This window comes from Bosea beijingensis, from assembly GCF_030758975.1.
Classification (GTDB): Bacteria; Pseudomonadota; Alphaproteobacteria; order Rhizobiales; family Beijerinckiaceae; genus Allobosea; species Allobosea beijingensis.
This window is the reverse complement of the sequence record NZ_CP132359.1, coordinates 1,003,666-1,029,840: the sequence shown is the minus strand read 5'-3', so window position 1 is coordinate 1,029,840 and position 26,175 is coordinate 1,003,666. Positions and strand designations below refer to the sequence as shown.

The window sequence follows — 26,175 nt, the reverse complement described above, 5'->3', positions numbered from 1 at the left end:
AATAATTGCATATACATCTAAATTTCCTCAGAGGAGCCGCTATGCCCGTCGACATCCTGAGCCGCATCGGCGGCACCGCGCTCCTGCCGCTGCGCCGGATAGTGCCGGCGAACGGCGCGCGTATCCTCGTGAAGATCGAAAGCGAAAATCCGACAGGCAGCATCAAGGACCGGATGGCGCTCGCGATGATCGAGGCGGCCGAGCGCGACGGGCGGCTGAAGCCGGGCGGCAGCGTCGTCGAATATACCGGCGGCAGCACCGGCGTTTCGTTGGCGCAGGTCTGCGCGGTGAAGGGCTATCGCCTGCATATCGTCACCTCCGATGCCTTCGCCCGCGAGAAGCTCACCCATATGCGCCTGCTCGGCGCCGAGTTGACGATCGTCCCCAGCGAAGCCGGCCGCATGACCGAGAAGCTGACCAAGGACATGATCGAGACCGCCCGCGTCATCGCGGCCGAGACGGGCGCATTCTGGACCGACCAGATGCGCAACACCGATCAGCTTGCGGCTTATGACCGGCTGGCCGACGAGATCTGGGAACAGACCGGCGGCCATGTCGACGCCTTCGTGCAGAGCGTCGGCACGGCGGCATCCCTGCGCGGAACCGGCGAGGCGCTGCTCCGGCGCGACCCGAAGATCGCATTGATGGCGGTCGAGCCGTCTGAATCCGCCGTGCTCTCGGGCGGCCCAACCGGAGCCCACAAGATAGACGGCGTCGGTGCCGGTTATATCGTGCCGCTCTGGCGCGCTGATCTCGTCGATGCGATCGAGCCGGTCTCGACGGCTGAGGCGACGGCAATGGCGCTGCGGCTTGCGCGGGAGGAGGGGCTGTTCGCGGGCACCTCGACCGGCGGCAATGTCACGGCCGCCTTGCGCTTGGCCGAGCGCCTCGGCACCGGCGCGACGATCGTCACCATGATGTGCGATACCGGGATGAAATACCTGAATAGCTTCGGCGCGAAGCTCGAAAGCTGACGCCTATGGCATCGGAGCGAAAAGTGGAATCCATTTTTCGGAAAAATCCGACGCGATAACAATGTGATAGATCATCGTTATCGCGTCCGGTAGGACGCGCGGTGATCTAGGGCCGGACCACGGCCAGGCTGATCAGCAGCAGCAGGCCGGAGCCCGTCGCGATGGCGGCACGCACGGCTTCTGCCGGAAAGCGCGTGGGAATGCCGTAGCGCTGCCACAGCCAGGCGCCGGTGAATGCGCCCACGAGCGTGATGCCGGTGTTGAGCATCACGCCGAAGCCGGCTTCGTCGAGCAACAGGTCGGCGAGCCAGCCGATCAGCATGGCGCTGAGCAGGATCATCGCGATCACGATCACCACGGACAGCATGGGCAAGTCGGGCAGGCCGATCATCTTCAGCAGACCGGGCATCGTTTCTCCTCGGTGCCGCGTAGAATGCCAGAATTCCAGCAAACGATGAACAAAGCGCAAGCGCTCGAAAAGGGTATTGCGCTGCGGTGTGATTCCTTAGGTTAATGGCGCAGCGCAGCATATGGTGCATGATCGGCGTCCCACACCGCCGACGCGTTCCGGGCTGGGCAACGACGGAAGAGAGCAGGGAGACGACCATGTCGAAGTCGCAGGCCGCCGTGAAGCCGCTCAAGGATCTCTACGAACTCGACGAATTGCCGCCGCTCGGTCATGTCCCCGAGAAGATGTATGCTTGGGCGATCCGGCGCGAGCGCCACGGGGCGCCGCAGGACTCGTTCCAGGTCGAGGTCGTGCCGACCTGGTCGATCGGCGAAGAGGAAGTTCTCCTTCTCGTGATGGCGGGCGGCGTCAACTACAACGGCATCTGGGCCGGCCTCGGCCAGCCGATCTCGCCGTTCGACGTTCATAAGGCGCCGTTCCATGTCGCAGGCTCCGATTGCGCCGGCATCGTCTGGGCCGTCGGCTCCAAGGTGAAGCGCTGGAAGGTCGGCGACGAGGTGATCGTCCATTGCAACCAGGATGACGGCGACGACGAAGAGTGCAATGGCGGCGACCCGATGTTCTCGTCGACCCAGCGCATCTGGGGCTATGAGACGCCGGACGGCTCCTTCGCGCAGTTCTGCCGGGTCCAGTCGCGCCAGCTCATGCTGAAGCCGAAGCACCTCGCCTGGGAGGAGGCCGCCTGTTACACGCTGACGCTGGCCACCGCCTATCGCATGCTGTTCGGCCACGCGCCTCATACCATCAAGCCCGGCGACAATGTCCTCGTCTGGGGCGCTTCCGGCGGTCTCGGCGTCTTCGGCGTGCAGCTTTGCGCGGCGTCGGGCGCCAACGCGATCGGCGTGATCTCGGACGAGACCAAGCGCGACTACGTGCTCGGCCTCGGCGCCAAGGGCGTGATCAACCGCAAGGATTTCAACTGCTGGGGCCAGATGCCCACGGTCAATTCGCCTGAGTACAACGAGTGGACCAAGGAGGCCCGCAAGTTCGGCAAGGCGATCTGGGACATCACCGGCAAGAAGGATGTCGACATCGTCTTCGAGCATCCGGGCGAGGCGACCTTCCCGGTCTCCTGCCTCGTCGCCAAGCGCGGCGGCATGGTGGTGTTCTGCGCGGGAACCTCGGGCTTCAACATCACCTTCGACGCCCGCTATGTCTGGATGCGGCAGAAGCGCGTCCAGGGCTCGCATTTCGCCCACCTCAAGCAGGCGAGCGCGGCCAACCAGTTCGTGATCGACCGGCGCATCGACCCTTGCATGTCCGAGGTCTTCCCCTGGGACAAGATTCCGCTGGCTCACCACAAGATGTGGAAGAACGAGCACGCGCCGGGCAACATGTCCGTGCTGGTCTATGCCCCGCGCACGGGCCTGCGGACCTATGAGGACGTCGCCGAAGCTCTGGCAGGCTAGGCGGCGCGCTTGCCGGCGTTCACCGCTTCCATGCGGTGCAGGAAGGCGTCGACCGAGGTGGCCAGTGATCCCGCCACCTCGGCCATGATCTCGGCTGCGTGCCGGGCCTTCTCGATCTCGGTCTTGGTTTCGCCCACGGCGCCGTAGGCTTGCTCGACACGTTCGGTCGCCTGCCGGCTGTGGTCGGCGGCCGAATCGATATTGCTCGACATGGCGGCGGTCGCGGCCCGCTGCTCCTCGACGGCCGAGACGATGGCATGCGTGACGTCGTGGACGTCGAGCACGGCCTGGCGGATCGCCTCGATCGACCGCGTCACATTGGCGGCAGAGGCGCCGATCGCCCCGATCCTGTTGATGATCTCGTTGCTGGCCTCGGTCGTCTGTGCGGCCAGCCCTTTGACCTCGGCTGCGACGACCGAGAAGCCGCGCCCGGCCTCGCCGGCACGCGCCGCCTCGATCGTCGCGTTGAGCGCGAGCAGATTGGTGCGTCCGGCGATCGCCTGGATCATCTCGACGATGCCGGTGATGCCCTGCATCAGCGCGGAAAGCTGGGCGATGTCGGTCATCGCCGCCGCGCTGACGGAGACGGTGTCGCTGATCACCGCGCCGGCGCGATAGGTCCGCTCGCCGATCCGGGCGATGGCGTCGTTGAGATGGCCGGTGCTGGCGGCGATGGCGTCGATCTCGCCGGTCGCGCTCGCAGCGGCGCTGCGGGCCGCGCCGGCCTGGCTCGCGGTCGTCTCGGCTGTGCCGGAGAGCGAGGCGGCGCTCGCGGCGATGCCTTGCGTCTCGCGCCGGACGACATCCTGGAAGCCGGCCATCGACTGGCGGAAGGCTGCGACCACCTCCATCAGTTCGTCGTGCCGGCGGCTCGTCTCGTCGCGCTCGGCGAGCGCGCTGTGCTGGAGCAGGGTGCGTTCGCGGCTGCTTTCGATCGCGGCATTGCGGCCGCGAACGGCTTCCGCCAGCGTCGCGCCATAGGCCGAGACGTGGCGCGTCATGAATACGAGATAGAGGGTCAGCAGCACCGCCACCGTGATGGCCGTGCTCGTGGAAAACTGGGCGAAGGCCAGGACCGAAGTCGCGCCGAGTGTGACGCCGTAGATCAGTGCCGCGCGCGGGACCACGACGAAGCGCGTCATGCCGCTGGCGATCATGCCGGCGATGACGAAGCCGATCGCGATGTTCTCCCGGGGATCGGTGGTCGCGCCGGCGACCCAGGGCAGGGCGCCCCAGATCAGTCCGAGCACGGGTGCGCGCAGATGCACGACCCGCATCGGCCAGGGCGAACGCTCGTACAGGCGGCTGCGCCATGCGACGATGTCGAGCCCCATCGACAGCGAATAGGCCAGCGTGGCCGCAACCCAGGCGATCAGCACCGGCGCGCGATCGGGCCGCCACAGCATGGCGGCCACGGCGATCACCGCGGCGAAGTTCAGGATCGCGGAAGCCAGCGCGTTCTGCGCGAAGGTGACGAAGCCTTCGTGCTCGCTGTTCAGCAGCTCTGCGTCCGGGGTGAGGGAAGGATGAGAATCGTTCGGCATCGTGAGGTTTTTCGATCGCCAGCGACATTGCGCGCGCTGCGTTGAGGATTGGTTGACGATGCGGAAGGTGTGGCGTCGTTTTTTGTTAACGATTGCGGCAGCCCCACCTCGGTCCCCATTCCAGCCGTGGGTCGACTCGACGATAACCGATTGCAATATGCAATCGGTTATCGTATGCAGGGAATAGCTCAGGCTTGTGCAGGAGGCGCCCGTGTCGCTCACGCTCTACGCCCATCCGTTCTCGTCATATTGTCAAAAAGTGCTGGTGGCGCTCTACGAGAACGCGACGCCTTTCACCTATCGCCTGCTTGGTCCGGAAGACCCGCCCGCCGGCGCCGAATGGGTAAAGCTCTGGCCGTTGAAGAAGATGCCGGTGCTCGTCGATGGCGAGACGCCCGTCTTCGAATCGAGTGTCATCATCGAGCATCTCGACCTTTTTCATCCGGGAATGGCCCGGCTGGTACCGGCCGATGCGAAACAGGCGCTTGAGGTGCGGATGATGGACCGCGTCTTCGACAACTATGTGATGACGCCGATGCAGGCGATCGTCTTCGACCATCTGCGACCGGCCGACGATCGCGATCCCTTCAGCGTGGCCCGGGCCCACGAGAAGCTCGACGACGCCTATCGCTGGCTCGATGGCGCGCTTGCCGGGCGGCAATGGGCGTGCGGTGCTGCTTTCGGCCTGGCCGATTGCGCGGCGGCGCCCTCGCTATTCTATGCCGATTGGGTCCACGAGATCGATCCCGCCTTCGGGAATCTGCGCGCCTACCGGGCTCGGCTGCTGGCGCGGCCCTCCTTCGCGCGCGCCGTCGAGGAGGCGAGACCCTTCCGCAAGCTGTTCCCGCCGGGCGCGCCCGATCGCGATTAAAGCGCGTATCGACGATGGGAGCATGGGGTAGGGGCGCTTGCGCTCTGTCGGTTGCGGCCGATTGGCGCTAGAGACGGCTGGAGCATTTTCGAGCGAAGTGGACGCCGGTTCGCGTGAAGACAATGCGATAAAACAGAGACCTCGAGCCATGCCGCGATTCCAAAAATTGCGGAATGGCCCGAGGTCCAGCGGTGCCGGGTTCCGATGTCCTCGCCTCTCATTTTGCGCGCGATCCCGCTGCTCTTCACCTTCCTCTGGTCCACGGGCTGGGTGGTCGCCGGTTATTCCGCGCGCCATGCCGATGCGTTGACCTTTCTTGTCGTGCGCTTCGCCTGTGCCGCGTCGCTCCTGATCCTGATCGCGCTTGCGACCGGCGCGCCCTGGCCGCGCAGCCGCAGGGCCGTCATCGACGTCGCGATCACCGGCATCCTGCTGCACGGCATTTATCTCGCGGGCGTCTGGTGGGCGGTGCGCCATGGCCTGCCGGCCGGCATTTCCGGCCTGATCGCGGGCCTGCAGCCGATCCTGACCGCGCTCTTCGCGCCGGCTCTGGTCGGCGAGCGCATCTCGGGCGTGCGCTGGCTCGGCATCGCCTGCGGCTTCCTCGGCATCGCGCTGGTACTGGAACCGCAACTCGCCAATGTCGAGCCGGCGGCGCTCTGGGGCATCGCCGTGCCGATGCTGATCAATATCGGCGGCATGTTCGCGGTGACGGCCGGCTCGTTCTACCAGAAGGCGCGCGTCGTCTCCGGCGACCTGCGTACGATCACCGCGATCCAGTATGTCGCGGCAGGCCTCGTCGTGCTGCCCTTCGCCGTCGCCTTCGAGCCGATGCGGATCGACTGGAACCTGACCATGCTGCTCGTGCTGGCATGGTCGGTGATCGTGCTCTCGATCGGCAGCATCTGGCTCTATCTCTTCATGCTCAGGCGCGGCGAGGTCTCGCGCATCGTCACCTTCCTCTATCTCGTCCCGGCGCTCGTCGCGGTCGAGGCCTGGCTGCTCTTCGGGGAGACGCTGACCCCGCTCCAGATCGGCGGCATGGCCGTGACGATCCTTGGCGTCGTGCTCGCCAGCCGCAAATAGGCTTCTCCCCAAAAAGGAGGGTTTCGGTTTCCCTCGATCTCCCCTTATGCTGCGTCGCAACAAAGGGAGGGTCGAAGACCATGAACGCCAATACGGCCGCAAAGGCTGAGAATCGCGCGAACGCGATCGAACTGATCGCGGCGGCGCTCCCCGGCTTCGAGACCCTGTTTAAGGACGCTGTTGCCGCAGTGCGGCAGAAAGTGCTGGTCGACGGTCGCATATCGTCGGCCCGGCTGGAGGCCGAGCAGCACGCTGCCCACGGCCTTTCCTGGCTCGCGACCTATGTCACGGCCCTGCGCGAGCTGAAGGCCTATGGCGAGCGCCTCGAGGCGGAAGGCCGCTACGGCGCCGTCGAGGATTACGCCCTGCGCATCGGCGCCGGCGAATATGCCGCCCAGATCTTCGGCGGCATTCCGATGAGCCAGGGCGAGATCCTCCGGCTGCCGGCGCTGGGCCTGTCGCAGAAGGCTATCGCCGCCGCCTGCTCGGACGCTGCCGACACCCTGATCGCCGAGGGCAACACGCCGGAGAACCGCACCCGCTTCGTCGCGCTCTTCAGCCAGGACCAGGGCGCCGCCAGCATCGGCGATACCGGCCTCGACGAGACGCTGGAAGCAATCCGGTCGGAGATGCGCCGCTTCTGCGCCGCGGAGGTGACGCCGCATGCCCATGAATGGCATCTGGAGAACGAATACATCCCGATGCCGGTCGTCGAGAAGATGGCCGAGCTCGGCGTCTTCGGCCTGACCATCCCCGAGGAATTCGGCGGCATGGGCCTGTCGAAGGTCTCGATGTGCGTGGTCTCCGAGGAATTGTCGCGCGGCTATATCGGCGTCGGCTCGCTCGGCACACGCTCCGAGATCGCAGCCGAGCTCATCCTCTGCGGCGGCACGCCCGAGCAGAAGGAGAAGTGGCTGCCGAAGATCGCTGCCGGCGAGGTCCTGCCCACCGCCGTCTTCACCGAGCCCAATACCGGCTCCGATCTCGCCTCGCTGCGCACCAAGGCGGTGAAGGATGGCGACGTCTGGAAGGTCCATGGCAACAAGACCTGGATCACCCATCCCGTCCGCGCCGACATCATGACGCTGCTGGTGCGCACCGACCCGGCGGAGCCCGGCTACAAGGGCCTCTCGATGCTGATCGCCGAGAAGCCGCGCGGCAGCGACGCCGATCCGTTCCCGGTAGCAGGCCTGACCGGCGGCGAGATCGAGGTTCTCGGCTATCGCGGCATGAAGGAATACGAGCTCGCCTTCGACGGTTTCGAGGTCAAGGGCGAAAACCTGCTCGGCGGTGTTCCGGGCCAGGGCTTCAAGCAGCTCATGCAGACCTTCGAGGCGGCGCGCATCCAGACGGCGGCGCGCGCCATCGGCGTGGCGCAGTCGGCCTTCGATCTCGGCTTGCGCTATGCGCAGGATCGCATCCAGTTCGGCAAGCCGCTGATCGCCTTCCCGCGTGTCGCCGACAAGCTCGCGATGATGGCGGCCGAGATCCTGATCGCCCGCCAGCTTACCTATTTCGCCGCGCGCGAGAAGGATGCCGAGCGGCGCTGCGACCTCGAGGCCGGCATGGCCAAGCTGCTTGGCGCCCGCGTCGCCTGGGCCGCTGCCGACAACGCCCTGCAGATCCATGGCGGCAATGGTTTCGCGCTGGAATATCCGGTGAGCCGCGTGCTCTGCGACGCCCGCATCCTCAACATCTTCGAGGGCGCGGCCGAGATCCAGGCGCAGGTCATCGCGCGGCGGCTGGTCGAGGAATAGCTTTCGGCTATTGCGGCCAGCCGAGCGATATCTGCTCGATGCGCGGCTTTACCGCCCGCATACTCGCCGCGTTCGAGGCGAAGGGCTTGTCGCCGGAGACCTTGGACACGGCGGCGGGCTTGGCTTGCGGGGAAGGGCCGAAGCGCAGCGACAGGCTGCATCCGCCCGCCAGCTTCGCCAGCCGGCCGTCGTTCCACTCGCCGACATAGCCTGCCCCATCCCAGCCGAAGCCGTTGAGCGTGAATGGCTTGCGGTTGGCGGCCTCGACGGTCGCCAATTCCGTGCCGTTCCCCAGTGTCATCGCGCTGTCGCCAGGCACGGCGATCCGCCAGCGCGAAGGCTCTCGCACGATGATGCTGCTCGGCCGCCGGCGTTTTTCGCTGTCATGCCAGAGCACCTCGATGCGCCGCTTGTCGTCGGTCTTGAAGATCACCGTGCCCGGTTCGGTGAAACCTTCGCCGACATCGAGAGCCTCGTTCGCGACATTGGCAGCCCCGAAGGCCGCGATGAGCGTTGCCTCGCTCGCGTCCTTCGCGAAGGAACCATGGCAGCCGAGCAAATCCGGGCCGGCTGCCGATACGGATGCTTGCCCGGCAAACCCGATGAAAAGCGCCGCGACGGCAGATGCGATCCTCGACATGGCTCTCTCTTTGGCAGCGATGATGGTCCGCCGGCATGCGGGGAGCAAGCCATGCGCCGCCCTGTCGCTGCGCAGTCGTGATAATTTCGACATCATCGGACGCTTTGGCAACGCGACGGCCGTTTGCCGCAGAATCTGCAGGAGTCATGATGCCCAAGCTTTTCGCCCCCGCCCTGGCCGGCGCCGCCCTGATCGCCGCCGCGATGCTGCCGGTCGCCTCCGCCACGGCCCAGGAGGATGCCGCCCGGCGTGCCAGCCCGCGCATCAGCGTGACCGGGGAGGGCGAGGTCAGCGTGGCGCCGGACATGGCGATCCTGAACCTGACCGTGCTGCGCGAGGCCGAGACGGCGCGTGCGGCGCTCAGCGCCAACAATGATGCGATGAAGCAGGTGCTGGCCGCGCTGAAGGAAGCCGGTGTCGCCGAACGCGATCTGCAGACATCGGGCCTCAGCATCCAGCCGCGCTATACCCAGCCGGGCAAGGATCGCAGCGGCGAGCCGAAGATCGCGGGCTACAGCGTCAGCAACGCGCTGACCGTCCGGGTCCGCAACCTCACCGACGCCGGCGGCATCCTCGACAAGGCGGTCGGGCTCGGCGTCAATCAGGGCGGTGGCATCGCCTTCGTCAAGGACGACATGAAGCCGACGCTCACCGAGGCGCGCAAGCGCGCGGTCGCCGATGCGGTGGCGCGGGCCAAGACCCTGGCCGAGGCGGCCGACATCAAGCTCGGCAAGATCATCCTGATCGAGGAGCAGTCGATCATGCCGCGTCCGATGCCCTATGGCGGCGGGGTGCGCATGGCCGCGAGCGATGCCGCCGTGCCGCTGGCCAGCGGTGAGAACGCCTACCGGACGCAGGTCAACGTGATCTTCGAGATCGCGCCGTAATATCCGCCATCAAGCGCGCCCGGCTTGCTCCGGGCGCAGCTTTCCGCCTGCCGCGACCGGCAGGCTGGTGATGACGACGCCGCACAGCACCCAGAGCCCCGGCAGCAGCAGCTCCGCCGGCGGCAATTCCGCCAGCAGCAGATAGGCTGCGAGCGTGATCAAGGGCACGCGCAACGTGTCTGCGCTGCAAAGCTGCAAGGGCGTAGCGTGTCGCGAGGCATTGGCGAGCGCCGCCTGCGAGACGAAGCCACCGACGATCAGCGCGAGCACGGCGCCGCCGATCACGGCCAGTTCGGGAATGTCGAAGGCCAGCCGGTAGGGCTGCGGCGGCGGCGACCATTGTTCCGGCACGAAGAACCAGAGCAGCAGGTAGAGCGGTAGCTGGATCGCATGCATCAGCAGCACGATGGACAAGGTGCTGCGTTGGGCCGCGAGCCGCGCCAGCATGAGATTGGTCGTTGTCAGGATCGCGACGGCGCCGATGGCGATCGCAAGATCGTGGTCGGGGACGGCGTCCAGCCTGAATACGAGCAGCCCGATCCCGGTCGCAAGAACGGCGAGCCCGAGCGCGGCCCCGATGCCGGGACGGCGGCGCAGGACCAGGAAGAGCAGTATGGCTGCGAAGAGCGGGCCTGAAAACTCGATGGTGGTGACGAGCGCGAGTGGCAGATGCGCCAGGCTCCAGATCAGCGCGAGCGAGCCGGCGAGATGCAGGACGCTGCGGACGACATCCTCGCGCAACTTCGGTGGCAGGACGTTGCGGCGCTGTTCGGCTTCGCCTGCCCAGACCGCAGCACCGGCGATGGCGAGGCTGCCGACCGAGCGCAAGAGCCCGATCTCGATGATGGTGAGATAGCCGGAGAGCAGGCGGATCGAGAGGGCGATCGCGAGATAGGACGCGAGATAGGCGCTCATCCACCCGAAGAAGATCGGAAAGCCTCGGCCTGTCCCGTCCAGGGTATGCCCAGCAGCATGCGCTCCAGGATGGCCATCCGCATCGGCACGGAAAGCTGGACCTGGCGGAAATAGCCTGCGTTCGGGAGGCTGTCGCATGAGGTGTCGAGCTCCGAGAAGCGCGGAAGAGGGTTGAGGATCAGCGTATCCGAACGGGCGTCGAGAACCTTGCGGGCAGTCAGGGTGAAGGGTTCGCTCTCTTTTTCCTTGTCGACGGCTTCGTTGCCAAGGGAGGCGTGGGCGAATTTGCTCATGTCCTGCATCTGGATGCTGAGCACGTCATGGTCGAGCGTATGGCGGATGTCGTGGACGAGCCCGACCTGCGTGCCGAGATCGGCGAGCACGGTCATCGCCTCGCGCATTGCCGGGTTGATCGGCGTATCCGGCAGGCAGCACAGGGTGAAGCGCTTCGGCGGGGAGAGGCGCAGCATCTTCACGAAGGAGATCGCGAAACGCGCCCGCGAATCGCTCGACAGGGCAATGCTGAGATTCTCGATCGCGCCGCGCATCTGCCGGATTGCGAAGATGTCGACCAGGGCCTGGGTCGGATGCTCGTCGGCGCCGTTGCCGGCATTGATGACGGGGAGATAGCTCAGGCGCCCGACGCGATAGGGCATGTCCTCCAGATGCGAGCGCACGATCAGAAGGTCGCTGTAGAGCTCGACCGTATGGATATGGTCCTCGATCGATTCGCCCGTCGCCGTGCCCATGCGGCTGCGGTCGGTGTCATAGGCGTCGATCGACTGGTGGCCGAGCCGCGCGGCCGCCGTCTGGAAGCCGAGCCGGGTGCGGGTGCTGCGCTGGTCGAACAGCGTGGCGATGACTTTAGGGCGGCGGCGCGGGGCCGGCGGCTGTTCGGGCAGAGGCAGGCCGGCCTTTTCCAGCTCCTCCTCATGCAGATGCCGCGCGGCACGCTCCATGATGTCGTCGAGATCGAAGCGCGAGACGGCATCGGCGCTCAGCAGATCCTTCCCGCTCGGATAGTTCGGGCGTTGCATCAGCAGCCTCTGGGCCTCCGGCTCGCGCGGTCGTCTGCGTCCGGGGCGTATCAGGCAACCTGACTGAAGCGGCCCGGCTTGCGCGAGCCGGAGCGCGAGCGCGCCGACCCCATCCGCCCCGTGCGAACACGGTTGCCGATCATGGGCAGCAAATCGTCCGCTGTCATCGGCCGGGCGAAGATATAGCCCTGAATACCGTGGACGGCGTGCTTTTCGATGACGGTGAGCTGCTCCTGCGTCTCCACACCCTCGACGATCAGGCGCAGCTTCAGGTCATGCGCGAGCTGGGCGATCGCGTTCATCAGCGAATCCGCCTTGCGCGAGGTGCCGATCTCCTGGGTGAAGGCCTGGTCGATCTTGATCGTGTCGATCGGCAGATGCGCGAGATAGCTGAGCGAGGAATAGCCCGTGCCGAAATCGTCGAGCGCGATCCGCACGCCGAGCGCGCGCAGTGCCACGAGCCGGGAGACGACATGGTCGGGATCGTCGATCAGCGAGCTCTCGGTGATCTCGATCGTCAGGCGCTGGGGTTCGATGCCGCTCATCCTGAGCAGCGCCTCGACCACGCCGACGATGTCGTGGCCATGCTCGAACTGGCGGGCCGAGACGTTGACGCTGACGCCGACGCTGCGCGGCCAGGACAGCGCTGCCCGGATCGCCTCGCCGAGCACCCAGGAACCCAGCACGGTGATGAGCCCGGTCCGTTCAGCGAGGGGGATGAAGACCGCGGGACTGACCATGCCGCGCCGGGGATGCCGCCAGCGCAGCAGCGCCTCCGCCATCGTCGCCGTGCCGGAGCGCGGGTTGTAGATCGGCTGGAAATGCAGCTCGAACTCGCCGCGACGGATGGCGTCGCGCAGCTCCGTTTCGAGCGCCACGCCGTCTTCATGCTCGTTGCGGATGGCATCGGTGTACATGACGAAGCGGTTCCTTCCGTCGAGCTTGGCGCGATAGAGCGCGATATCGACGCATTTCAGGGCCTCGTCGATCGAGGCGGCGCAGCCGGCCGGCGCAATGCCCATGCTGGCCGTGGCGGTGATGTGTCTGCCGCCGATGACGCGCTGGCTGGCCAGCATCATGACGAGGCGGGCGGCGAGCGCGCTGGCACCCTCCGCATCGCGCGAGGTCGCGACCATGAACTCGTCGCCGCCGGTGCGCGCCGCGATGTCGCCGACGCCGAGCTCCGCGATCAGCGTCTCGCTGAAGCCCTGCAGCAGCGCGTCGCCGATATCGTGGCCGAGGCTGTCATTGATGCTCTTGAAGCGGTCGATATCGATCGAGATGAGGGTCACCGCGCGGCCGGAAGCCGCCATCTGCCGGATCTCGCGCATGAAGCCGCGGCGGTTATAGAGGCTGGTGATCGTGTCGTTGACGGCCAGATGCTCCAGCTCGCGCATCGTGCGCAGGCGGGCCAGGAAGATCTGGTGGATCACCTGGGCACTCGAGAAGGTCAGGACGGTGGTGAGCAGGACCGAAAGCCCGATCACCAGATAGGCCGGGTCGCGCGTCCAGAGCAGGGCGAGCGTGAACGGGGTCGCTGCCGCCAGCACCTGCACGCGGGTGATCACCGGCCGCGAGCTGTTGCGCCCGGAAATCCCGGCGAGATAGCCGATCGTCTGGGCGATCGCGAGCGCCGCGACAGGCTCGTAGGTGTAGCGCAGGATGGCGTAGCAGCCGAAGCCCGAGATCAGAGCGGCGGTCGACCAGGCGCCGGCCATCGCGAGGTTTTCCAGCGTGCCGATCTGGCCTTCCGTGGCCGTGGCGAGGTGGATGCCCTTGTAGTAGCGATGCGATAGGTACCGGAACACGCCGATCGCGACCATGGCCGCTGCCATGGCGTGGAAGACGATGTCGCCGCCCGTCAGCAGCGCACTCGCGACCATGACGGCCGCGACCGTGACGGTGCCGATGAAGATCGTTCCCGGGGTGGCATAGAGTGCCGCCACCAACTCCGACTTCATCGCGATGTTGTTCTCATGAACGTCGACGATCATCAGGCGTCCCGTCGCTCTATCTGCTTTTCGTTCGGCGTACCCGCTATTCTCGCTAAAAATCTATTAAAGAACTGTATGTCGCTTCGGCGGTTTCGCCGACAAATTATAATCCGCGACGGATATAGCGCGGTCAGCCCTGCAGCCGGTACTTGGCGAAACCTTCCGGGCCGTCTCCGGCCGGCTCCGCCTTCAGCTCTTCGGGCAGCTTGCCCGCCGCTGCGGGCGAGGTCAGGAAAGTCGCGTTGACGCCGGCCGGCAGCGGCGCGAGCGACCAGTTGCCGTCGGCTTTCGGGTCGATGGTCTTCTTGCCCAGGATATGGCGCACGATGACGTCGCGGTTGAGGTCGGGCGCTTCGAGCACCACCGTCGTCTTCGTGCCCGGGAAATTGCCACCGCCCCCGGCGCGGTAGTTGTTGGTGACGATCAGGAATTCGGTTTTCGCATCGATCGGCTCGCCGGCGAAGGCGAGGTCGAGGATGCGGTGCGAATCAGCCGCGGCGAGCTTGCCGTCATTGTCGTAGCGTGAGGCTTGGGTGACATCGATCCGGTAGGTCACCCCGTCGATCACGTCGAAATTGAAGGCGGGGAAAGCCGGGTTGATCAGCGGCTGCTCGCTGCTCTTCGCGGGGTCGATGCGGTTGAAGATGCCGGCGGCGCGCTCGAGCCACTCCTTTACGTCAGCGCCGCTGACTTTCACGATCTGCACCGTATTCGGATAGAGATAGATGTCGGCGATGTTCTTCAGCGCCAGCGGGCCGGCGGGAATGTCGGTATAGAACGAGGGGCCGGCACGCCCGCCCGATTTGAACGGCGCGGCGGCAGAGAGGATCGGCAGGTTCTTCCAGCGCGTCTGCGCCATCAGCGGCTTGGCATAGGCGATCTGTGCCTCGGCCACGATCTGGATGGAAGGATCGTCGGCGACCAGCGCGAAATAGGAATTGATCGGCGCGGCCGTGCTGCCGACCGGCTCGCGCATATAGGTCAGCGTTGCCTCGTGATCGGCCTTGACCGCGGCCATGACCGCCGGCTCGGCGGCAGCTTTCGGCACGATCTTGCGATCCGGCGTGCGCTCGTAGATCGGCTTCGCCTCGACCTTGAAATCGGCGATGGTCCAGCGCTCGCCTCGCTTTTCCAGCTCCAGGTCGACGATGCCGAGATGCGAACCCCAGAAGCCGGGCTGGCAGGCGGGCTTGCCGTTCAGCGAGCCCTTGACGTTGTCGACGCCGGCGATGCCGTCGAAGGATTTTCCACCCGGAAAAACCAGGTGCTGATGGCCCGTCAGGATGACGTCGATGCCTTCGATCTTCGAGAGATGCAGCGCCGCGTTCTCCTCCATGCCGCGCCGCGTGCCGCCAGCGATTCCTGAATGGCAGAGCGCGATGACGAGGTCCGGCTGGGCGTCGCGCAGGTCCGGCATATGCTTCTCGGCGGCGTCGACGATATCGGTCGCGACGATCTTGCCGTCGAGATGGCCCTTGTCCCATTGCATGATCTGTGGCGGCACGAAGCCGATCACGCCGATCTGCAGCACGTGCCGGTTGCCGGCCTCGTCCTCGAAGCTCTGCTCGAACAGCCGCCAGGCATCGACGAGAGGGCCGCCGCCGACGCGCTCGACATTGGCGCAGACCATCGGGAACTCGGCCTTGGCGAGGCCGTGGTCGAGGAATTCCAGCCCGTAATTGAATTCGTGATTGCCGAGCGTACCGCAGAGATAGGGCAGGGCGTTCATCGCCGCGAGCATCGGATGGGTCTCGCCGGCCTTCAGCCCCTTCTTGTAGGCGATGTAGTCGCCCAGCGAGGAGCCTTGCAGGAAATCGCCATTGTCGAAGAGCAGGCTGTTCTTCACGTCGCCCTGCGCCGCCTTGATCAGGCTCGCGGTCTTGGCGAGGCCGACCGTCTCGTCCGGGCCGTCGCGGAAATAGTCGTAAGGCACGATATTGACGTGGAGATCGGTGGTCTCCAGCACGCGCAGCTTGAGCTTCGCGGGAGCCTGCGCGGCGGCTGTGCCCGGCAGGGCGGCGCAGGCGGCGATCGCGGCTCCGGCCTTGAGCGTCTCGCGGCGGTTGAGACGATGATCCCTTGCCATGCCCGGCTCCCACTATGCTTGCCGGGACAGGACGTTAGCATTGCGGCGCGGCCGTGACACCGAGAACATGCCGGGCGCGCTGCCTATTCGGAAGATGGTGAACGGAGAGAGCGATGATCCTGATCGGCCAGTATGATTCGCCCTTCGTCCGCCGCGTCGGCATCACGCTCGCGCTCTATCGCCTGCCGTTCGAGCATCGGCCCTGGTCCGTCTTCGCCGATGGCGAGAAGGTGCGTGCCTTCAATCCACTGATGCGCGTGCCGACCCTGGTGCTCGACGATGGCGAGGTACTCATCGACAGTGCCGGTATGATCGACGCGCTCGACGATCTCGCCGGGCCGGAGCGGGCGCTCTGCCCGCGCAGCGGCCCGTTGCGGCGCCAGACACTCTCCGTCGTGGCGCTCGCCATGGGCGCGGCCGAGAAGGCGGTCAGCCTGTTCTATGAACTGCGCCTGCACGAGCAGGTCTCGGCAGTCTGGGCAGAACGTTGCAGCGGCCAGATCCTGTCGGCGCTTGCCGCGCTCGAACGCGACCGTGCCGGCCGCAACACGCCCTATTGGTTCGGCGAGACACTGGGCCATGCCGACATCGCGGCGGCGGTGGCGCTGCGCTTCATCACCGAGGCGCATCCGGGCTTGGTTGATCCTGCTGCGATACCGACGCTTGCAGCCCATGCCGCCGGGCTGGAAGCGCTTCCTGTCTTCGCCGAGATATCCCAGCCCTTCGTCGCGCCCGCTTGAGGCGCCGTTACGCTGGGCGATGGACGCCTTCCATGCGCACCCGCCCGTCGACGCCCTCGGTCCAGCCCCGGACGCTGCCATCGGCCTGCCGTTTCGCCTTTACCCGGAAGACGCCGCCGGCGATGAGCGGGCTCAGGCCTCGATAGTCGAGCCGGATCGGCGCGCCCTCGGTCAGCGTCGCGATGATGTTGGCGATCAGTGTCGCCTGGATCGGCCCATGCACCACGAGCCCGGCATAGCCCTCCGTTCCCGTCGCATAGGGGAAGTCGTAATGGATGCGGTGGCCGTTGAAGGTCAGCGCCGAATAGCGGAACAGCAAGAGCGGGCTGCCCTCTATCTCCCAGACGAGATCGGCCGCTTCTCCATCGGCAGCCGGGCCGGGAGCGCCGGCTGCGGAGGCGCCCGGCTGCGCCGCCTCGCGATAGACGATGTCGTGCCGCTCGCGCAGGGCCACGCCGCGCTCGGTCACGTAGTCATGGTGGACGGCGACGAAGCAGAGAGGGCCGCTGCGCCCCTCCTTGTAGGTGATATCGCCGATGCGCGAATGCCGGGTGACACGGTCGCCTTCGCGCAGCGGTGCCAGCGTCTCGATCCGCCCGCCGGCCCACATCCGCCGCGGCAGCGGCACGGGCGGCAGGAACTCGCCCTTGGCGGCATGGCCGTCGGGGCCGGAGGCCTCGATATCCGAGATCGGCGGCGCCAGGCACCAATGCAGCGCGAGCGGCGCCTCGCCCGAATCATGGGGCGCGAGATGGCGGCCGAACGTGGCGGTGAAGCTCTGCACGAGGCGCGGCGTGACGACGTCCTGCGCCTCTTCGGTTTTGCCGGTCCAGTTGGCGAGCTTGGCGATGTCGATGCTCATGACGGGCTTCCCTCGACCTGGTGGGCGAATTCGGCACGCAGCGCGGCGTCATGCTGGCCGAGCGCCGGCACGGGCCGCATCGCGACGCGCTTGCCATCGACGACCGCCGAAGGCGCCAGCACCTCGACCGGGCCGTTCGGAGTCGGAACGGGCAGGGCGGTTGCGGCCGGATGATCGATCAATCCGCCGACCGTGGAGACCGTGCCATAGGCGATGGCGTGGCGATCGAGCGCGGCGGCGACATCGGCGAAGTGCCGTCGTCCGAGCCGCTTCTGCACCTCACCATCCAGCAGCGCGCGCTCCTTCACCCTCAGCACATTGGAGGCGAAGCGCGGATCATCGGCCAGCTCCGGGCTTTCCAGCACGTTGCGGGTGAAGATCTGCCACTCCCGCTCGCTCTGGATCGAGACCAGCACCTCCCCGTCGATGAGCGAGAACACGCCGTAGGGCGCGATCGAGGGATGGGCGAGCCCGACCCGCGCTGGCTCCATGCCGCCATAGCGCCGGGTCAGATAGGGCACGTTCATCAGCTCGGCGAGGGTGTCGAACAGAGAAAGCGCGATCGCCGAGCCAACGCCGGTGCGCGCCCGCTTCAGCAGCGCTTCGAGGATCGCGGCATAGGCGGCCTGTCCGGTGGCGATATCGGCGATGGAGACGCCGATGCGCGAGGGCCCGGATTCGGCCGTGCCGGTGATGGCGGAGAGGCCCGATTCCGCCTGGATCAGCAGGTCATAGGCCTTGCGCCGCTCATGTGGGGTGCCCGGTGCGTAGCCGGAGATATCGCAGGTGATGAGACGAGGATGACGCTGCCGGAGCGTCGCGCTGCCGAGCCCGAGCCGCTCAGTGGCGCCGGGAGCGAGATTCTGGATGAAGATATCGACCGACGCGATCATCGCCTCGACCAGCGCGAGGTCCCCCGGCTGCCGCAGGTCGACCCGGCAGGATTCCTTGCCCCTGTTGATCCAGACGAAATAGGAGGACTGGCCCTTGGCGAAGCCGTCATAGCCGCGCGCGAAATCGCCCTCCGGCCGCTCCAGCTTGATGACGCGCGCGCCGGCATCGGCGAGCTTGCAGCTCGCGACCGGCGCGGCCACCGCCTGCTCCAGCGCGACCACGACGATTCCTTCCAACGCATTCGACATCGGCATTCCCTCAATAGGCGGGAGAGGAAGAGCGTCCCGGCGTGGCCGAGTCAAATGGGGCGGCCGGTTGGTGCGGATTACGGCGCCTCGACAGCTGGGAGTGCCGCGCCGGCGAGGCGGTCGCAGCTTGAATCAACATCTCACGAGCGGGCGCTATGTCTTTGATACCGTGCTGAAAGATCGGTTGTCCGAGCCGGGCGCTGCCCGCCTCACATCCTGACGATGTGGCGGATCGTGCGGCCTTCGTGCAGCGCATCGAAACCTTCGTTGATCTCGTCGAGGCTGCCCGAGCTGGTCCAGAGCTTGTCTACGGCCAGCCGGCCGCGCTGGTAGAGCTCGATGAAGCGCGGGATGTCGCGCGAGGGCACGCAGGAGCCGACATAGGACCCCTTCAGCGTTCGCTCCTCGGCGACAAGCCTGACCGGCGAGAGCGAGAGCGTATGGGCGGGGTTGGCGAGCCCGGCCGTCGTCGTGGTGCCGCCGCGCCGCGTGATCTGGTAGGCGAGGTCGAGCGCTTTCACCGACCCCGCCATCTCCAGGCCGTGATCGACGCCGCCCTTGGTCGCTTGCCGGATCGCCTCAATCACGTCCGGCATATCGGCTTTGAAGGCATCGGTGGCGCCCAGCGCCAACGCGAGGTCGAGCTTGTCCTGTGCGAGATCCACGGCGACGACCCGCGAGGCCCCGCAGGCGATGGCACCGAGCAGCGCCGAGAGCCCGACACCGCCGAGCCCGACGACTGCCACCGTCTCGCCGGCCTTGATCCGCGCCGTGTTCACGGCGGCGCCGACGCCGGTCAGCACGGCGCAGCCGAACAGGGCCGCGATCTCATGCGGGATATCGGCCTCGATCTTGACCAGCGAGCGGCGCGAGATCACCGCATGATCGGCGAAGGCCGAGACGCCGATATGGTGATGCACCGGCTGGCCATCGACCGAGAGCCGCCGTCCGCCGCCGAGCATCTCGCCGCGCCCGTTGGCCGCGTTGCCGGGTTTGCACAGGGCAGGGCGCCCCTCGGCACAGGGCGCGCAATGTCCGCAGGATGGCACGAACACCATCACGACGCGGTCGCCGGTCTTCAGATCATCGACCCCTTCGCCGGTCTCGACGACCTCGCCGGCCGCCTCATGGCCGAGCACCATCGGCACCGGGCGCGGGCGATTACCGTCGATAACCGAGAGATCGGAATGGCACAGGCCCGCAGCACGAATCCGAACCAGAACCTCGTCGCGCCCAGGCGGGGCGAGGTCGAGTTCCTCGATCCGCAGCGGGCGGCTCTGCGCATAGGGCGCGGCAACCGGGCTCGCGTTCAGGACGGCGGCGCGAATCTTCATGGTCGGGCTCCGGTCTCGGTATCCGGAGCCATCCCGACAGGAGAGGACGCCGCTGTCAAAGCCTGACGCATAGGTCGTCAGGCAACGTCGCTCAGCGTGCCGCCGAGGAAGAGCTGGCCGATGCGGGGATCGGCGAGGATCTCTGCCGCCGGCCCCTGCATGCGGGTGCGGCCGAGTTCGAGCACCAGACCCTCGTCGGAAATCTCCAGCGCCGAGCGGGCGTTCTGCTCGACCATCAGGATCGAGACGCCCCTGGCACGAAGATCTTTCAGGATGCCGAAGGTCTCCTGCACCATCAGCGGCGAGAGGCCGATCGAGGGCTCGTCGATCAGCACGAGCTTGGGATCAAGCAGCAGGCCGCGCACGATTTCGAGCTGCTTCTGCTCGCCGCCGGAGAGTGTCGAAGCCTGTTGATCTGCTTTGCGCCTGAGTGCCGGGAAGCGGTCGAGCGCCGCTTCGAGCCGCTGCGGCATGTCGGTGATTCCCGAACCGGCGGCGACCGTGCCGAGTTCGATATTGTGGCGTACCGAGAGCTCCGGGAAGATGTTGCGCCCCTGCGGCACGTAGCAGATGCCGGCTTCAAGGAGCTTCCGCTGGTTCCAGCCGGTGATGTCGCGTCCGTCGAAGCGGATGCGACCCTCGCGCAGCTTGAGCAGGCCGAAAATCGCCTTGAACACGGTCGATTTGCCGGCGCCGTTCGGCCCAATCACGGTGGTGATGGCGCCGCGCTTAACCGCGAAGGAGGTGCCGTTCAGGATGGTCATGGCGCCGTAGCCGCCGACCACGCCGTCGAGTTCGAGGATCGGTGTGCTCATCGCCGCGCTCCTCAATGCCCGAGATAGGCTTCGATCACGGCCGGGTTGGCACGGACCGCGGCCGGCGTGCCCTCGGCCAGAACCTTGCCCTCGGCCAGCACGATCACGCGGGTGCAGAGCGACATCACGAAGTCCATGTTGTGCTCGATCACGACGAAGGTCGCGCCCTGCTCGGCATTGATCGCGCGCAGCCGCTCCTTGAGATCGCCGAGCATGGTCAGGTTGACGCCGCCGGCGGGCTCGTCGAGCAGCACGAGGCGCGGGCCCGCCATGAAGGCCATCGCGGCGTCGAGCAGCTTCTGCTGGCCATAGGACAAGCCCCCCGCCTTGGCCTCCGCGAGATGGCCGAGCTTGAAGAAGCCGATCATCTGCTCGGCCTTGTCGGAGAGGCCGGCATCGCGCGCGCCGAGCAGGCGGCCGAGCATCGAACCCTGGTGCTCCTGCCCGGCGAGGATCAGGTTCTCGCGGACCGAGAGTTCCGGGAAGACCTGCAGGAGCTGGAAGGTGCGGCTGACTCCGAGCCGGTTGAGCGCGGAGGGGCGCATGTTGGTGACATCGCGGCCATCGAGCTTCACCGCCCCTTGCGTCGGTTCGAGCTGGCCGAGGATGCAGTTGAACAGGGTCGACTTGCCGCAGCCGTTCGGCCCGATGATGCCGAGGATTTCGCCCTCGTTGACCGAGAACGAAACGCCGTTCACGGCCTTGATGCCGCCGAAGGCCTTGTGCAGGTCGTGGACTTCGAGGACCGGGCTCATCGCGCGCCTCCGGTCTTGCGCCGGAGCGCATGCCAGCCGCGTTCGATCAGGCCGCTGACGCCCTGCGGGCAGATGACCAGCAGCGCAAGCACGATCGTGGCGAAGATGATCAGGTAGAGTGAGCCGGCGAAGCGCAGCCATTCCGGCAGCACGACGCCGAGCAATGCGCCGACGAAGGGGCCGAAGAGATATCCGGCCCCGCCCGCAACCACCATCAGCAGCAGGAACAGGCTCTGCGACAGCGAGAAGGGCGAGGGGTCGATGAACTCGACCAGCGGCGCATAGAGCGCGCCCGCGAAGCCGCCATAAGCCGAGCCGATGGCGAAGGCGAGCAGCGTATAAGTGCGGGTGTCGATGCCGAGGCTCGCGGCGCGGACCGGGTTCTCGCGCAGCGCCGTGAAGGCACGGCCCCAGGGCGAGCGGACGAGCCACCACAGCTTAAGCGACAGGATCAGCGTGACGACGACGACGAAGCGGTGGAATTCCAGCGCGCCGAACAGCTTGATCCCGAAAAAGTTCGGCCGGTTGATGTTGGAGATGCCGAAGACGCCGCCGGTCAGCCATTGCTCGTTGCGGAGCACGAGCCAGATCAGCGTCGAGAAGGCGAGGGTGACGAAGGCGAGGTAATGCGTGCGAACCCTGAGCGCCGGGAAGCCGAGCAGCAGCCCGACCCCGAAGGTCAGCAAACCCGACAGCGCGAAGGCGGCATACCAGTTCACCCCGTATTTCGTGGTCAGGATCGCCGTGGTGTAGGCGCCGAGACCCATGAAGGCGGCCTGCGCCAGCGAGGTCTGGCCGGCATAGCCGAGCGTGAGGTTGAGCCCCATCACACCGATGCTCATGACGAGCCAGAGCGAAAGCACATAGGTGCCGTAGCGGCCCATCCCGACCGGTGCGAACCAGAGGAGGACGGCGCCAAGCACGAGCCCGATCAACGCGGCATCGATCCGGCTGGCGGCGCGGCGCGGGGCGGCGGAATTCTGGACGGCAGGGGCGCTCATACGCGGCGCTCCTCCTTGCGGCCCATCAGCCCTTCCGGCTTGATCAGGATAATGGCGACGAGCAGCACCAGCGGCACGGCCAGCCGGTATTGCGTCGAGATATAGGCTGCGGCCAGCGAATCCGCGACGCCGATCAGGACGCCGCCGACCAGCGCACCGCGCACCTGGTTGAAGCCGCCGACGATGGCCGCGATGAAGGCGAAAAGGCCGATCGTTTCGCCATTGGAGAACTTGGCCAGATAGATCGGCGAGATCAGAAGCGAGGCGACGACCGCGAGCGCGGCGTTGAGCAGGAAGGTCAGCAGCACCATCCGCTCGACGGGAATGCCGAGGATGCGCGCGACCGTCGGGTTCTGCGCCGTCGCCTGCATCTGCCGGCCGAGCCTGGTGCCGCCGACGAACCATTGCAGCAGGCCGATCGCCGCAAAGGCAACGACGATGATCGCGAGATGCTGCAGCGAGATCGATATGCCGAGCAGGTTGATCATGTCGGTCGGCACCAGCGAGGGGAAGCTCTGCGCCTCTGCCGAGAAGCCGTCCTTGGCGCTTTCCTTCATCACGATCGAGAGCGCCATGGTGGCGATCGCGAGCGGCAGCACGCCATGCTTGATCATCGGGTCGACCACGACGAGCTTGAAGCCCGCGCCGAAGATCAGCAGGAAGACCGCGATGCCGAGCAGTCCGCCGGCCCAGAGCGGCAGGCCGAAAAGCTTGACCGCGAGCAGGATCAGCGCGGCCGGCAGCATGACGAACTCGCCCTGGGCGAAATTGATCGTCTGCGAAGTCTGCCAGACCAGCGTGAAGCCGATCGCGGCGAGCGCGTAGATCGAGCCCGTGGCGATGCCGGCGATGAGATAGGCGATGAATTCGGCCATGGCTTCCGCTTTGTGCCCAAACTCATGTCATCCCGGGCGGCCTCAGGGAGACCCGGGATCCATTCCGGAACCTTTCCGATGAAGGCTCAGGCATGGACCCCGGATCTTCGCTTCGCTCCGTCCGGGATGACGTCGAGGGTATGCTGGCTGCTTACGGCTTGATCCGCGGCAGGGTGGTGTTGATCACCTGCTTGCCGTCGACGACCTCGGCCAGGAAGCTTTCGCGGTCGAGATCGCCGTTCTGCTCGATCACCGTGTCGATCATGATGCCCGGCTCCTCGCTCGCCTTGATGGTCGCGCCGCGCAGCGTGTCGGCGAGGCCCTTCTTGTCGAGCTTCTTCTGCTTTTCCGTCGCCCATTTCACCATGAACACGGCCATGTAGCCCTTCACGCCGTTATGGTCGGAGGCGAAGCCGTATTTCTCGCGATAGCGCTTGCCGAATTCCTGCAGGGCCGGGATGGGTGCATCGGTCGACAGGCCGACATGGCCCTTGGCGCCGTTGGCGGCGTCGCCGGCCAGTTCCAGCACGCGGGCGCCGAGCAGCGTCGTCTCGCCGATCATCGGCTTGGTGATGCCCTGCTGCTTGGCGGCGCGCAGGAAGCGGGCGCTCTCCTCCTCGTTCAGGTAGACGAAGACGGCATCGGCATTGGCGTTCTTCACCTTGATCGCGTCGGCGGTGAAATCGGCCTGGCCCTGCTCGGTCGAGACGTCGACGGCGACCTTGATGCCGGCCTTCTCGAGTTCGGGCAGGATGGCGTCGCGCCCGCCCTTGCCGAAATCGTTGTTGACCCAGACCACGGCGATCGAGCCGGCCTTGACGGTGTCCTTCAGGTATTTGGCGATCTTCGGCATCGCCGCCGTCTGGCTGAGCGAGGTCCGGAAGATGTAGGGGTTGCCCTGCTTGGTGAAGCCGGCCGCCTCGCCGCCGACGATCTGGGCGACTTCGGCGCGCTGCGAGATCTGCATGGATGCGCCGATCGGGCCGGAGAAGATCGGGCCGAGAATGGCATAGGCGCCTTCGTCGATGCCGCGCTGCACGGCGGCACGGGTGTTCCCCGGATTGGTCTGCGTGTCGTAATGGACGATCTCGACCGGCTTGCCGAGGATGCCGCCCTTGGCGTTGATGTCGGCGGCGGCCATGTCGGCGCCGTTCTTCCAGTTGGTGCCGGCGGCGGCGCCCGCACCCGACAATTCGATGACGTCGACCAGCTTGACCTTGTCCTGCGCCTGCGCCGGCAGGCTGAGCGTGGCGCCAAGCGCGGCGGCCATGATCCAAAGCGATTTCATTCTCTGTTCCTCCCGGACGATTCTTGTCGCATGCGCGGTCTTGGACAGCCGCGGCGCCCGCCCGCTTCTTGCCGGGCTTTGGGGCGGGATGTCCAGAGCTCGTAACCCGCGGTACGGTCTAGGCTTCCGCTTTGCCGGGGATTGCGCGGCATCGCTGACCGCTCCGGCCGCTGACGCCTGCTGTCAGCATGCGGCCGGATCGGCCTGTCGCCATCGGCCGATGATGCTAAACAGGGAAGGGCTTTGCCGGAGGATGCCGCATGAAACAGGACCCGTTATTCGAGCGTCTCTGGGAAGGCTCCGCCGCGATGGAGGAATGGACGGCTGCAGTCTCGCATGGCGCGATCACGCAGGTGGACGACAACATCGTCACCGTCCACACCACCTATTTCTGCGGCAGCGTGACGGCGATCAAGACCTCGGCAGGCCTCGTGCTGATCGACACCGCCAAGCCCGACACCGCCAGGCAGACGCTCGACGTCATCCGCTCCTGGGATGACGGCCCGATCCATACGGTGATCTTCACCCATGGCCATATCGACCATACCAGCGGCATCAAGCTGATAGACGAGGAGGCGGATCGGCGCGGATGGGCGCGTCCGCGCATCGTCGCGCATCGCAATGTCGCCCGGCGCATGCAGCGCTATGTCGACACGCATGGCTTCAACAGCCTCGTGCAGAGCCAGCAGTTCAACATGCCCGGCTATGTCTATCCGATCGGCCAGCGCCGGCCTGACGAGGTCTATGACGACACCCTGTCGCTCACGATCGGCGGCGAGCGGCTCGAACTCTTCCACGGCCGCGGCGAGACGGATGACGCGACCTTCGTCTGGCTGCCGGAGCGGCGCGTGCTGGCGAGCGGCGATTTCGTGATCTGGGTGTTCCCCAATGCCGGCAATCCCCGCAAGGTCCAGCGTTATGCCGCCGAATGGGGGCAGGCGCTCCGGCGGATGGAAGCGCTCGAGCCGGAAACGCTGATCCCCGGCCACGGTCCCGTCGTGTTCGGGCAGGAGCGCGTGGCGCGGATGCTGAGCGACGGTGCCGAGGCGCTGGAGCATCTCGTCCGCGAGACGCTCACGCTGATGAATGCCGGCGCGACGCTCGAAGACGTCCTGAGCAAGGTCAAGGTACCCGCGAGCTATCTCGCCAAGCCCTATCTCCTGCCGAAATACGACGACCCCGAATTCCTCGTCCGCAGCATCTATCATCTCAATGCGGGCTGGTTCGACGGCAACGCCGCCCATCTGAAGCCCGCCCGGACGGCGGATCTGGCCGCCGAACTCGCCGATCTTGCCGGAGGCGCGCGGAAGCTGGCCGAGCGTGCGCAAGCTTTGGCAGGGCAGGGGCAGAACCGGCTCGCGGTGGCGCTGGCCGAACTCGCAGCCGCGGCCGTGCCGCACGATCCTGAACTCCAGGCCATCCGCGCCGCGACGCTTCGGAAGCTGATCGACGGCGAATCCTCGCTGATGGGCAAGGCCTTCCTCGCTGTCTACGAGCGCGAGGCGGAAGGGCGCGCGAAGGGGTGACAACGCTCCACCCTTGTCATTCCGGGGCTTTGCGGAGCGAAGAGCCCGGAACCCACGACCGGGTGAGACACTGGGCAACCCGCATGGAATGTCTTACCCGGTCGTGGGTTCCGGGTTCACGCCTGCGGCGCGCCCCGGAATGACAAGGGTTGTGCGAAGTCCCCGGCG

At 66.5% G+C, this 26,175-nt stretch carries 23 protein-coding genes; 8 read left to right on the top strand and 15 right to left on the bottom strand.

Annotation, left to right across the window (positions count from 1 at the left end; genetic code table 11):
* Positions 1-41 precede the first annotated feature (41 nt).
* Positions 42-974 (top strand): PLP-dependent cysteine synthase family protein, encoded by a 933-nt coding sequence (locus Q9235_RS05020; RefSeq protein ID WP_306225709.1) that lies wholly within the window; start codon positions 42-44, stop codon positions 972-974.
* 106 nt (positions 975-1,080) lie between these two features.
* On the opposite strand, the gene Q9235_RS05015 is transcribed toward Q9235_RS05020, so the two are convergent.
* A complete protein-coding gene (locus tag Q9235_RS05015) occupies positions 1,081-1,383 on the bottom strand; it encodes a hypothetical protein (protein ID WP_306225708.1) in 303 nt (100 codons plus the stop codon).
* Between the two features lie 197 nt (positions 1,384-1,580).
* Between Q9235_RS05015 and ccrA the strand changes: the two genes are divergently transcribed.
* The gene (ccrA, locus tag Q9235_RS05010; protein WP_306225707.1) at positions 1,581-2,852 is read left to right on the top strand and encodes a crotonyl-CoA carboxylase/reductase; all 1,272 of its coding nucleotides are present in this window, start codon (positions 1,581-1,583) and stop codon (positions 2,850-2,852) included.
* Here the strand turns inward: ccrA and Q9235_RS05005 are convergent.
* A complete protein-coding gene (locus Q9235_RS05005) occupies positions 2,849-4,396 on the bottom strand; it encodes a methyl-accepting chemotaxis protein (protein WP_306225706.1) in 1,548 nt (515 codons plus the stop codon). The two genes, ccrA and Q9235_RS05005, sit on opposite strands and share 4 nt — an antisense overlap.
* Positions 4,397-4,607: 211 nt before the next feature.
* On the opposite strand from Q9235_RS05005, the gene Q9235_RS05000 reads away from it, so the two are divergent.
* From Q9235_RS05000 to Q9235_RS04990, 3 genes are all read left to right on the top strand, one after another.
* The gene (locus Q9235_RS05000; protein ID WP_306225705.1) at positions 4,608-5,267 is read left to right on the top strand and encodes a glutathione S-transferase family protein; all 660 of its coding nucleotides are present in this window, start codon (positions 4,608-4,610) and stop codon (positions 5,265-5,267) included.
* Positions 5,268-5,471: 204 nt separating this feature from the next.
* Positions 5,472-6,353 (top strand): DMT family transporter, encoded by an 882-nt coding sequence (locus Q9235_RS04995; RefSeq protein WP_306225704.1) that lies wholly within the window; start codon positions 5,472-5,474, stop codon positions 6,351-6,353.
* A gap of 80 nt (positions 6,354-6,433) precedes the next feature.
* Positions 6,434-8,110 carry an acyl-CoA dehydrogenase family protein gene (locus Q9235_RS04990; protein WP_306225702.1) on the top strand — a complete coding sequence of 559 codons (1,677 nt, stop codon included), beginning with the start codon at positions 6,434-6,436 and terminating at the stop codon, positions 8,108-8,110.
* Between the two features lie 7 nt (positions 8,111-8,117).
* Here the strand turns inward: Q9235_RS04990 and Q9235_RS04985 are convergent, their stop codons facing one another.
* Positions 8,118-8,750, bottom strand: coding sequence for a hypothetical protein (locus Q9235_RS04985; protein WP_306225701.1), 633 nt, complete (start codon positions 8,748-8,750; stop codon positions 8,118-8,120).
* A 149-nt stretch (positions 8,751-8,899) separates the two neighbouring features.
* On the opposite strand from Q9235_RS04985, the gene Q9235_RS04980 reads away from it, so the two are divergent.
* On the top strand, positions 8,900-9,637 hold the full coding sequence (locus Q9235_RS04980; RefSeq protein WP_422678349.1) for an SIMPL domain-containing protein: 738 nt from the start codon (positions 8,900-8,902) through the stop codon (positions 9,635-9,637).
* A 9-nt stretch (positions 9,638-9,646) separates the two neighbouring features.
* Here Q9235_RS04980 and Q9235_RS04975 read toward each other — a convergent pair whose 3' ends face one another.
* The 4 genes from Q9235_RS04975 to Q9235_RS04960 all read right to left on the bottom strand — a co-directional run bounded on the left by Q9235_RS04975 (position 9,647) and on the right by Q9235_RS04960 (position 15,669).
* Positions 9,647-10,552 (bottom strand): hypothetical protein, encoded by a 906-nt coding sequence (locus Q9235_RS04975; RefSeq protein ID WP_306225699.1) that lies wholly within the window; start codon positions 10,550-10,552, stop codon positions 9,647-9,649.
* Positions 10,549-11,589 carry an aspartate carbamoyltransferase gene (locus tag Q9235_RS04970; RefSeq protein WP_306225698.1) on the bottom strand — a complete coding sequence of 347 codons (1,041 nt, stop codon included), beginning with the start codon at positions 11,587-11,589 and terminating at the stop codon, positions 10,549-10,551. The genes Q9235_RS04975 and Q9235_RS04970 overlap by 4 nt, the downstream gene beginning before the upstream one ends.
* 50 nt (positions 11,590-11,639) lie before the next feature.
* Positions 11,640-13,583 carry a putative bifunctional diguanylate cyclase/phosphodiesterase gene (locus tag Q9235_RS04965; protein WP_306225696.1) on the bottom strand — a complete coding sequence of 648 codons (1,944 nt, stop codon included), beginning with the start codon at positions 13,581-13,583 and terminating at the stop codon, positions 11,640-11,642.
* A 130-nt stretch (positions 13,584-13,713) separates the two neighbouring features.
* Positions 13,714-15,669 carry a bifunctional 2',3'-cyclic-nucleotide 2'-phosphodiesterase/3'-nucleotidase gene (locus tag Q9235_RS04960; protein WP_306225694.1) on the bottom strand — a complete coding sequence of 652 codons (1,956 nt, stop codon included), beginning with the start codon at positions 15,667-15,669 and terminating at the stop codon, positions 13,714-13,716.
* 113 nt (positions 15,670-15,782) lie between these two features.
* On the opposite strand from Q9235_RS04960, the gene Q9235_RS04955 reads away from it, so the two are divergent.
* The gene (locus tag Q9235_RS04955; RefSeq protein ID WP_306225693.1) at positions 15,783-16,409 is read left to right on the top strand and encodes a glutathione S-transferase family protein; all 627 of its coding nucleotides are present in this window, start codon (positions 15,783-15,785) and stop codon (positions 16,407-16,409) included.
* Between the two features lie 7 nt (positions 16,410-16,416).
* Here the strand turns inward: Q9235_RS04955 and Q9235_RS04950 are convergent, their stop codons facing one another.
* The 8 genes from Q9235_RS04950 to Q9235_RS04915 form a co-directional block, all read right to left on the bottom strand.
* Entirely contained in the window at positions 16,417-17,271 is an 855-nt protein-coding gene (locus tag Q9235_RS04950; protein WP_306225692.1) for an HTD2 family dehydratase, read from the bottom strand.
* Positions 17,268-18,413: a CaiB/BaiF CoA transferase family protein gene (locus Q9235_RS04945; protein ID WP_306225691.1), complete on the bottom strand. Its 1,146-nt coding sequence runs from the start codon at positions 18,411-18,413 to the stop codon at positions 17,268-17,270. The genes Q9235_RS04950 and Q9235_RS04945 overlap by 4 nt, the downstream gene beginning before the upstream one ends.
* A 209-nt stretch (positions 18,414-18,622) precedes the next feature.
* Entirely contained in the window at positions 18,623-19,747 is a 1,125-nt protein-coding gene (locus Q9235_RS04940; RefSeq protein WP_306225690.1) for a zinc-dependent alcohol dehydrogenase family protein, read from the bottom strand.
* Between the two features lie 77 nt (positions 19,748-19,824).
* Positions 19,825-20,562, bottom strand: coding sequence for an ABC transporter ATP-binding protein (locus Q9235_RS04935; RefSeq protein WP_306225689.1), 738 nt, complete (start codon positions 20,560-20,562; stop codon positions 19,825-19,827).
* Positions 20,563-20,573: 11 nt separating this feature from the next.
* The gene (locus tag Q9235_RS04930; protein WP_306225688.1) at positions 20,574-21,317 is read right to left on the bottom strand and encodes an ABC transporter ATP-binding protein; all 744 of its coding nucleotides are present in this window, start codon (positions 21,315-21,317) and stop codon (positions 20,574-20,576) included.
* On the bottom strand, positions 21,314-22,318 hold the full coding sequence (locus Q9235_RS04925; protein WP_306225686.1) for a branched-chain amino acid ABC transporter permease: 1,005 nt from the start codon (positions 22,316-22,318) through the stop codon (positions 21,314-21,316). The genes Q9235_RS04930 and Q9235_RS04925 overlap by 4 nt, the downstream gene beginning before the upstream one ends.
* On the bottom strand, positions 22,315-23,193 hold the full coding sequence (locus Q9235_RS04920) for a branched-chain amino acid ABC transporter permease (RefSeq protein ID WP_306225685.1): 879 nt from the start codon (positions 23,191-23,193) through the stop codon (positions 22,315-22,317). Before Q9235_RS04920 ends, Q9235_RS04925 begins: the two co-directional genes overlap by 4 nt.
* A gap of 151 nt (positions 23,194-23,344) precedes the next feature.
* Positions 23,345-24,481 (bottom strand): ABC transporter substrate-binding protein, encoded by a 1,137-nt coding sequence (locus tag Q9235_RS04915; protein WP_306225683.1) that lies wholly within the window; start codon positions 24,479-24,481, stop codon positions 23,345-23,347.
* A 260-nt stretch (positions 24,482-24,741) separates the two neighbouring features.
* Here Q9235_RS04915 and Q9235_RS04910 point away from each other — a divergent pair, with 260 nt between their 5' ends.
* On the top strand, positions 24,742-26,007 hold the full coding sequence (locus Q9235_RS04910) for an alkyl sulfatase dimerization domain-containing protein (protein WP_306225681.1): 1,266 nt from the start codon (positions 24,742-24,744) through the stop codon (positions 26,005-26,007).
* Positions 26,008-26,175 lie beyond the last annotated feature (168 nt).